We start from the raw sequence: 7,645 nt of genomic DNA, 5'->3' as shown, positions 1-7,645 counted from the left end.
ACTCCTGGACTCTCGCGAAAGTCCTGCGCTCTCGCGGAGGCGCGCCGCTCAGCCGCGCTCGGCCCGCTCGGCGAGGAGGTACTGCCAGTCGCGCGGCACCGCGAAGTAGGCGCCCGCGCCCGGCAGCAGGGTCCCGTAGTAGCGACGGATGCGCTGGATGGCCGTCAGCGCGGCGATGTCCTCCATCGAGGTCTGCACCAGCCGCTCGTAGGTGAACACCCCCAGCAGCACGACGACCGGGATGATCACCGCGAGGAACCCCATCGCGTATCGGGTCGGGGCGAGGAAGCCGAAGGCCACGAGCGAGCTGGAGAGCATCGTCAGGTAGAGCGAGGCGCGGCTGCTCGACTCCGTCACGGTGATCCCGCGCGCCGACTCCAGCACGAAGTGCTCGGTCAGCAGGGCGTTGAGGAACGCGGCCGGCCGGTCCGGGAGCGACGCGGCGGAGACGGCGGCCTCGGGCAGCGCGGGCGTGCGGGGAGAGTCCTCCTCGTCGAGGCGGTCGCCCGGCTCCGGATTCACGGCCGCACCTCTCGCGGGGACCGTACCTCTCGCGGGGCCGCCCCGCGGCGTCCGTTCTTCGAGTCATCCGACTCGCGCACCGGCTCCACCCGCGCGCCTACCGTCGGACGCGACGCCGAGCACCGCCACCGGGGCGCGTGCGCAGACACCGAAGGGCCGTTCATGATCGACACCCGCCACCTCCACTCGAACCAGCGAGACACCCTCGAGCGGCTGCTCGAGGACTCGCCGAGCCACAACGTCCTCTGGGCGGACGTGCTGACGCTGCTCGAGGCCGTCGGCACCGTCCACGAGAAGCACGACGGCGCCTTCTCGGTGACGGTCGGCTCGACGACCGAGACCCTCCACCGGCCGCACCACAAGGACGTGGACGAGCAGCAGCTCGTCGACCTGCGCCGCCTGCTCCGCGGAGCGGGGTACGGCGCATGAGCGCCGGGACGCCCGCCGACCTCACCGGGTCGGCCGCCGAGCGCCTCCGCCGGCTGGACGCGCTCGACGCGGGGGCGCTGACCGAGGAGTGGCTGCTGCGCCAGCTGCGCCTCGCGCTCGGGGATCTCGCCGCGCTCGAGCCGGCCGCCGAGGCCGAGCAGGAGCGGCGCGAGGACTTCTGACGCGGCGGGCGGCCGTCCCGGGTGCACGCGGCCGGCACCCGGACGGCCGCCGGCCCGCACGCCGCAGCGCCGCCCCGCTCCGCCGCTCATCGCCCGGCCGCCGCGCTGCGGGCGCGCAGCAGCACGCCGGCCGTCGCGGTCGCCGCCAGCACGAGCGCCGCGAACACCGTCAGCACCGTCGTCGCGGTGACGAGGTCGAGCGCCGCTCCCGCTGCCAGTGCGGGCACCGCGAGCCCCGTGTACGCGACCAGGAACACCACCGCCAGGGTCTCGCCCCGGCGGGCGGGATCCGCGAGGGCGACCGCCGTGCCGATCGAGCCCTTGAAGAGCAGCCCCACCCCGAAGCCCGAGACGACGGCGCCGGCGAGGAACACTCCCAGCTGCGGAGCGATCGCTCCGGCCGCGACCGCCGCGAGCCCGACCGCGCAGCCCGCCACCGCGATCGAGAGCTGCAGGCGCGTCCCCACCTTCACGAGCAGCAGCTGGCCGAGGGCCGCGGAGGCGAACACGGCGAAGGACGTCGCGCCGGCGAGCAGGTGGTCGCGCACTTGGAAGGTCTGCACCAGGAACGTCGGTGCGAGCGAGGTGAAGAGGCCGAGGACGGAGAAGGCCGAGAACGCTCCGAACGCCGCGAGCAGGAACGCCCGGCGCGCGTCCGCCGGCACCGAGAGCCGCTGCGGCCGGTAGGCGGGCGCCGTCTCCGGCACGTCGACCGTCTCGGGCACGAGGAGCAGCGCCAGGCCCGCCACGAGCAGCGCGACCAGGAACACCTGGTGCGGCAGGAGGAGCGGATCGGGCAGGAACTCGGCGAAGACCCCTCCGAGCAGCGGGCCCAGCGAGAGTCCGCCGAGGTTCACCGCGCCCGAGATCGACGCGGCGACCATCGTGTTCTCGTCGGGCCGGGCGCGGGCGCGCAGCTCGCCGAGGTGGGCGGTCGCCGTGGCGGTGAGCATCCCGATGCTGACGCCGTTGACGAAGCGGGCGACGATCAGCCCCGGCACCTCCGTCGTCAGCGAGAAGAGCACGGCCGAGACCGCCGAGACGAGCACCGCGATCAGCAGCACTCGGCGGCGGCCGAGCCAGTCGCTGACGTGACCGGCGAGGTACAGGCTCACGATCACTCCGACCGCGTAGGCGGCGAAGACGACGGTGATCACGAACGGCGGGAAGCCGTCGAGCTGCTGGTAGAGCGGGTAGAGCGGGGTCGGCACCGTCGAGTAGGCCATCACGAGCAGGAAGGTCGCGGCGACGATCCAGAAGCCGACGCCGTGGCGCACCGTCGGCAGTCGGCGGCTCACGAGGTCTCCTGCAGGTGGCGGTGGGCGAAGGTGACGGCCATCGCGCCCTCGCCGACGGCGGAGGCGACGCGCTTGACCGAGCTGCGGCGCACGTCCCCCGCGGCGAAGGAGCCGGGGACGCTGGTCTCGAGGTAGAACGGCGCCCGTTCGAGCGGCCAGTCGCGAGCCGCGTGCTCACCGGCGAGATCCGGTCCCGTCACGAGGTAGCCGCCGGAGTCGCGGACGATCGCGGTCTCCGCCGCCCACGTCGTATCCGGCTCGCCCCCGATGCAGACGAAGAGGTGGGAGGTGGCCAGCGCCCCGTGCACACCGGTCGCCGAGTTCTCGACCTCGATCGACTCGAGGGCATCGGCGCCGTGCAGGCGGGTGACGCGTGAGTCGAGCAGGATCGTCACGTTCGGCTGCCGGACGACGCGCTCCGCGAGGTAGGAGGAGAGGCTGTCGGCCAGATCCGGGCCGCGGACCAGCATGGTCACGTGCCGCGCGTGCGCCGAGAGGTTCATCACGGCCTGCCCGGCCGAGTTGCCGCCTCCGACGACCACGACGTCCTCGCCCTCGCAGAGCGGCGCCTCGCTCGTGCCGGCACCGTAGTAGAGGCCGACGCCGAGCAGCTCGTCCTCGCGCTCGAGGCCGAGCCGGCGCCACTGGATGCCCGTGGCGCAGATGTTGGTGCGGGCGACGACGGTCGTCCCGTCGGCGAGCAGCGCGTGGATCCGGTCGTCGGCGAAGCGCCCGCGGATCCCCTCGCGCATCCGCAGCAGCTCGGCGCCGAAGGAGACGGCCTGCTGCCGCGCGCGCTCGGCCAGATCGGCTCCCGCGATCCCGTGCGGGAAGCCGAGGTAGTTCTCGATCAGGCTGCTGGAGCCGGCCTGCCCGCCGATCGCCGAGCGCTCGAGGACCACGACCTTCAGCCCCTCCGAGGCGGCGTACACGGCGGCCGAGAGCCCGGCCGGACCGGCTCCGTAGATGGACAGGTCGTACTCCGCGAGCCGCGGCGAGCCGACCCAGCCGAGCCGGGCCGCGACCTCGGCGAGCGTCGGATCGGAGGCGCGGCTGCCGTCCGGGAACACCACGAGGGGGAGCGACGCGGTGGCGAGCGGGTGCCCGGCGACGGCGAGGCACTGCTCGTCCGTGTCGATCGGCGTCCACGAGAACGAGACGACGCTGCGCGAGAGGAGGTCGCGGATCTCCCACGCGTCGCGGCTCTCGCGCCGCCCGTAGAGGCGGACCTGCGGGAGGTCCCCGGGCACAATCACGAGGCCCGCCGCCGCTCGAGCCCGTCGCGGAACTTCATCAGCTTGAGGCAGAGGTGCAGCGTGCTGCGGGCGAGGCCGTCGTCGAGCGCCTCCCGGACCGCCTCGGGCAGGTTGTCGAGGCGGTAGTAGAGCGTGGTGCGGTGGATGTGGAGGAGCCCGCACGCCTCCCGCACGCTGCCGCGCACGTCGAGGTAGGCCTCGCCCGCAGCACGCTGCACCTCTGCCTCAAGCTGATGAAGTTCCGCGACGGGCTCGAGCGGCGGCGGGCCTCGTGATTGTGCCCGGGGACCTCCCGCAGGTCCGCCTCTACGGGCGGCGCGAGAGCCGCGACGCGTGGGAGATCCGCGACCTCCTCTCGCGCAGCGTCGTCTCGTTCTCGTGGACGCCGATCGACACGGACGAGCAGTGCCTCGCCGTCGCCGGGCACCCGCTCGCCACCGCGTCGCTCCCCCTCGTGGTGTTCCCGGACGGCAGCCGCGCCTCCGATCCGACGCTCGCCGAGGTCGCGGCCCGGCTCGGCTGGGTCGGCTCGCCGCGGCTCGCGGAGTACGACCTGTCCATCTACGGAGCCGGTCCGGCCGGGCTCTCGGCCGCCGTGTACGCCGCCTCGGAGGGGCTGAAGGTCGTGGTCCTCGAGCGCTCGGCGATCGGCGGGCAGGCCGGCTCCAGCAGCCTGATCGAGAACTACCTCGGCTTCCCGCACGGGATCGCGGGAGCCGATCTGGCCGAGCGCGCGCGGCAGCAGGCCGTCTCCTTCGGCGCCGAGCTGCTGCGGATGCGCGAGGGGATCCGCGGGCGCTTCGCCGACGACCGGATCCACGCGCTGCTCGCCGACGGGACGACCGTCGTCGCCCGCACCAACATCTGCGCCACGGGCATCCAGTGGCGCCGGCGCGGCCTCGAGCGCGAGGACGAGCTGCTCGGCGTCGGCCTCTACTACGGTGCCGGCACGAGCGAGGCGCCGCTCTGCGAGGGCGAGGACGTCGTGGTCGTCGGAGGCGGCAACTCGGCCGGGCAGGCCGTGATGAACCTCTCGGCGCACGCGCGGCACGTGACCATGCTGGTCCGCGGCCCGGATCTGGCCGACAGCCTCTCCTCCTACCTCGCGGAGCGCGTGGTCCGGGAGCCGAACGTGACGATCCTGCTCGACTCACGCGTCACCCGCCTGCACGGCGCCGATGCCCTCGAGTCGATCGAGGTCGAGAACTCGGCGACCGGTGTGCACGGGGCGCTGGCCACCTCCCACCTCTTCGTCTGCATCGGGGGCGAGCCGGATACGACGTGGGCGGCGGAGACCGCGATCGTCCGCGACTCCGGCGGCTACCTCGTGACGGGACCGGATCTCGCCGGTGAGCACGCGGCTCGCGACTGGCCGCTCGAACGGGCGCCGTTCTACCTCGAGACCAGCGTCCCCGGCTCCTTCGCCGCGGGGGACGTGCGCCGCAGCTCGGTCAAGCGCGTCGCCTCCGCCGTCGGCGAGGGCGCGATGGCCGTCACCTTCGCCCACCGCCACCTGCAGGAGACCTCGTGAGCCGCCGACTGCCGACGGTGCGCCACGGCGTCGGCTTCTGGATCGTCGCCGCGACCTTCCTGCTCGTGATGGCCTACTCGACGGTGCCGACCCCGCTCTACCCGCTCTACCAGCAGCTCGACGGCTTCCCGCCGTTCGTGATCACCGTCGTCTTCGCCGCCTACGCGGTCGGAGTGATCGTGAGCCTGTACCTCGCCGGTCACGTCAGCGACTGGCTCGGCCGCCGCCGAGTGCTGCTGATCGCGGTGCTCGTCTCGGCGGTCTCGGCCGTGCTCTTCTCGCTGACGACGGAGGTGCCGGGGCTGATCGTCGCCCGCTTCGTCAACGGCGTCAGCATCGGGATGCTCACCGCCACGGCGACCGCCCACCTCGGCGAGCTGCGCGCCCGCGCCCGGCCCGACGAGAACACGATGGTCGCCGCGTCGATCTCGGGCGCGGTGAACCTCGGCGGACTCTCGCTGGGCCCGCTGCTCGGAGGGGTCTTCGCCGAGTTCCTGCCCGATCCGCTCCTCCTGCCGCACCAGGTGTTCCTGGTCGCGCTGCTCGTGGCGGGCCTGGCGCTGCTCCTCGTGCCCGAGACGGTCGACGTGCCGGAGACGGCGCCCGCCTACCGGCCGCAGCGGCTCTCGGTGCCGGCGGACGCGCGCCGGGCGTTCCTGCTCGCGGCGTTCGGAGCGTTCTCGGCCTTCTCCGTCCTCGGCCTCTTCACCTCGCTCGCACCGACGTTCCTGGTGCAGACCTTCCAAGTGCGCGACCACCTGCTCGCCGGCGCGACGTCCTTCGCCGTGTTCGCCTCCGCGGCCCTCGGCCAGCTGCTGCTCGTGAAGGTGGGGACGCGCCTGCAGCTCTCGATCGCGGTGGCGGGCTGCGCGGTCGGGCTCGCGGCGGTCGCGGCCGGAGCGATCGCTCCGCAGCTGGGAGTGTTCCTCGCCGGCGCCGTCGTCTCGGGCTTCGGGGTGGGGCTGCTCTTCAAGGGCTCGATCGGCACGGCGGTCGCCCTCGCGGATCCCGCCCGCCGGGGCGAGACCCTGGCGGTGGTGTTCCTGGTCGCGTACACGGGGCTCGCGGTGCCCGCACTGGCAGCGGGAGCGGCGCTCGACCTCGTCACCGCGACGACGGTGCTGACGGTGTTCGCGGCGCTCGTGCTGGCGGCGACCGCGACGGCCGGCGTGCTGCTGCGCGCCCGCAGCGCGGCGGCCGGGCGATGAGCGGCGGAGCGGGGCGGCGCTGCGGCGTGCGGGCCGGCGGCCGTCCGGGTGCCGGCCGCGTGCACCCGGGACGGCCGCCCGCCGCGTCAGAAGTCCTCGCGCCGCTCCTGCTCGGCCTCGGCGGCCGGCTCGAGCGCGGCGAGATCCCCGAGCGCGAGGCGCAGCTGGCGCAGCAGCCACTCCTCGGTCAGCGCCCCCGCGTCGAGCGCGTCCAGCCGGCGGAGGCGCTCGGCGGCCGACCCGGTGAGGTCGGCGGGCGTCCCGGCGCTCATGCGCCGTACCCCGCTCCGCGGAGCAGGCGGCGCAGGTCGACGAGCTGCTGCTCGTCCACGTCCTTGTGGTGCGGCCGGTGGAGGGTCTCGGTCGTCGAGCCGACCGTCACCGAGAAGGCGCCGTCGTGCTTCTCGTGGACGGTGCCGACGGCCTCGAGCAGCGTCAGCACGTCCGCCCAGAGGACGTTGTGGCTCGGCGAGTCCTCGAGCAGCCGCTCGAGGGTGTCTCGCTGGTTCGAGTGGAGGTGGCGGGTGTCGATCATGAACGGCCCTTCGGTGTCTGCGCACGCGCCCCGGTGGCGGTGCTCGGCGTCGCGTCCGACGGTAGGCGCGCGGGTGGAGCCGGTGCGCGAGTCGGATGACTCGAAGAACGGACGCCGCGGGGCGGCCCCGCGAGAGGTACGGTCCCCGCGAGAGGTGCGGCCGTGAATCCGGAGCCGGGCGACCGCCTCGACGAGGAGGACTCTCCCCGCACGCCCGCGCTGCCCGAGGCCGCCGTCTCCGCCGCGTCGCTCCCGGACCGGCCGGCCGCGTTCCTCAACGCCCTGCTGACCGAGCACTTCGTGCTGGAGTCGGCGCGCGGGATCACCGTGACGGAGTCGAGCAGCCGCGCCTCGCTCTACCTGACGATGCTCTCCAGCTCGCTCGTGGCCTTCGGCTTCCTCGCCCCGACCCGATACGCGATGGGGTTCCTCGCGGTGATCATCCCGGTCGTCGTGCTGCTGGGGGTGTTCACCTACGAGCGGCTGGTGCAGACCTCGATGGAGGACATCGCCGCGCTGACGGCCATCCAGCGCATCCGTCGCTACTACGGGACCCTGCTGCCGGGCGCGGGCGCCTACTTCGCGGTGCCGCGCGACTGGCAGTACCTCCTCGCCGAGCGGGCCGAGCGCGGCTGAGCGGCGCGCCTCCGCGAGAGCGCAGGACTTTCGCGAGAGTCCAGGAGT

11 protein-coding genes are annotated in these 7,645 nt (G+C 73.9%); 5 read left to right on the top strand and 6 right to left on the bottom strand.

Features of this window, described 5'->3' with window-relative positions:
• Nucleotides 1–48: 48 nt before the first annotated feature.
• Nucleotides 49–522, bottom strand: a complete 474-nt coding sequence (locus tag C5D04_RS17305; RefSeq protein WP_104348115.1) for a hypothetical protein — start codon at nucleotides 520–522, stop codon at nucleotides 49–51.
• A gap of 162 nt (nucleotides 523–684) precedes the next feature.
• Between C5D04_RS17305 and C5D04_RS17300 the strand changes: the two genes are divergently transcribed.
• Both C5D04_RS17300 and C5D04_RS17295 read left to right on the top strand, forming a co-directional pair.
• A complete protein-coding gene (locus tag C5D04_RS17300; RefSeq protein WP_104224777.1) occupies nucleotides 685–951 on the top strand; it encodes a hypothetical protein in 267 nt (88 codons plus the stop codon).
• A complete protein-coding gene (locus C5D04_RS17295) occupies nucleotides 948–1,133 on the top strand; it encodes a hypothetical protein (RefSeq protein WP_104224778.1) in 186 nt (61 codons plus the stop codon). Before C5D04_RS17300 ends, C5D04_RS17295 begins: the two co-directional genes overlap by 4 nt.
• An 86-nt stretch (nucleotides 1,134–1,219) precedes the next feature.
• Here C5D04_RS17295 and C5D04_RS17290 read toward each other — a convergent pair whose 3' ends face one another.
• From C5D04_RS17290 to C5D04_RS17280, 3 genes are read right to left on the bottom strand one after another with little or no spacing between them, the layout of a single operon-like run.
• Nucleotides 1,220–2,431: an MFS transporter gene (locus C5D04_RS17290; protein WP_258068966.1), complete on the bottom strand. Its 1,212-nt coding sequence runs from the start codon at nucleotides 2,429–2,431 to the stop codon at nucleotides 1,220–1,222.
• The gene (locus C5D04_RS17285; protein ID WP_219812342.1) at nucleotides 2,428–3,681 is read right to left on the bottom strand and encodes an NAD(P)/FAD-dependent oxidoreductase; all 1,254 of its coding nucleotides are present in this window, start codon (nucleotides 3,679–3,681) and stop codon (nucleotides 2,428–2,430) included. The genes C5D04_RS17290 and C5D04_RS17285 overlap by 4 nt, the downstream gene beginning before the upstream one ends.
• A 2-nt stretch (nucleotides 3,682–3,683) precedes the next feature.
• Complete coding sequence (locus C5D04_RS17280) at nucleotides 3,684–3,905, bottom strand: helix-turn-helix domain-containing protein (RefSeq protein ID WP_104348119.1); 222 nt, start codon at nucleotides 3,903–3,905, stop codon at nucleotides 3,684–3,686.
• A 59-nt stretch (nucleotides 3,906–3,964) separates the two neighbouring features.
• On the opposite strand from C5D04_RS17280, the gene C5D04_RS17275 reads away from it, so the two are divergent.
• Nucleotides 3,965–5,218: an NAD(P)/FAD-dependent oxidoreductase gene (locus tag C5D04_RS17275; RefSeq protein WP_219815045.1), complete on the top strand. Its 1,254-nt coding sequence runs from the start codon at nucleotides 3,965–3,967 to the stop codon at nucleotides 5,216–5,218.
• A complete protein-coding gene (locus tag C5D04_RS17270; protein WP_258068966.1) occupies nucleotides 5,215–6,426 on the top strand; it encodes an MFS transporter in 1,212 nt (403 codons plus the stop codon). The genes C5D04_RS17275 and C5D04_RS17270 overlap by 4 nt, the downstream gene beginning before the upstream one ends.
• 86 nt (nucleotides 6,427–6,512) lie before the next feature.
• Here C5D04_RS17270 and C5D04_RS17265 read toward each other — a convergent pair whose 3' ends face one another.
• Both C5D04_RS17265 and C5D04_RS17260 read right to left on the bottom strand, forming a co-directional pair.
• Nucleotides 6,513–6,698 carry a hypothetical protein gene (locus C5D04_RS17265; RefSeq protein ID WP_104224778.1) on the bottom strand — a complete coding sequence of 62 codons (186 nt, stop codon included), beginning with the start codon at nucleotides 6,696–6,698 and terminating at the stop codon, nucleotides 6,513–6,515.
• A complete protein-coding gene (locus C5D04_RS17260) occupies nucleotides 6,695–6,961 on the bottom strand; it encodes a hypothetical protein (protein ID WP_104224777.1) in 267 nt (88 codons plus the stop codon). Before C5D04_RS17260 ends, C5D04_RS17265 begins: the two co-directional genes overlap by 4 nt.
• Before the next feature lie 162 nt (nucleotides 6,962–7,123).
• Between C5D04_RS17260 and C5D04_RS17255 the strand changes: the two genes are divergently transcribed.
• Nucleotides 7,124–7,597: a hypothetical protein gene (locus C5D04_RS17255; RefSeq protein ID WP_104348115.1), complete on the top strand. Its 474-nt coding sequence runs from the start codon at nucleotides 7,124–7,126 to the stop codon at nucleotides 7,595–7,597.
• Nucleotides 7,598–7,645 lie beyond the last annotated feature (48 nt).

This window comes from Rathayibacter sp. AY1D2, from assembly GCF_002932695.1.
GTDB lineage: Bacteria > Actinomycetota > Actinomycetes > Actinomycetales > Microbacteriaceae > Rathayibacter.
Note: the sequence above shows the minus strand (reverse complement) of the source record. Positions and strands in the feature narration are given on the sequence as shown.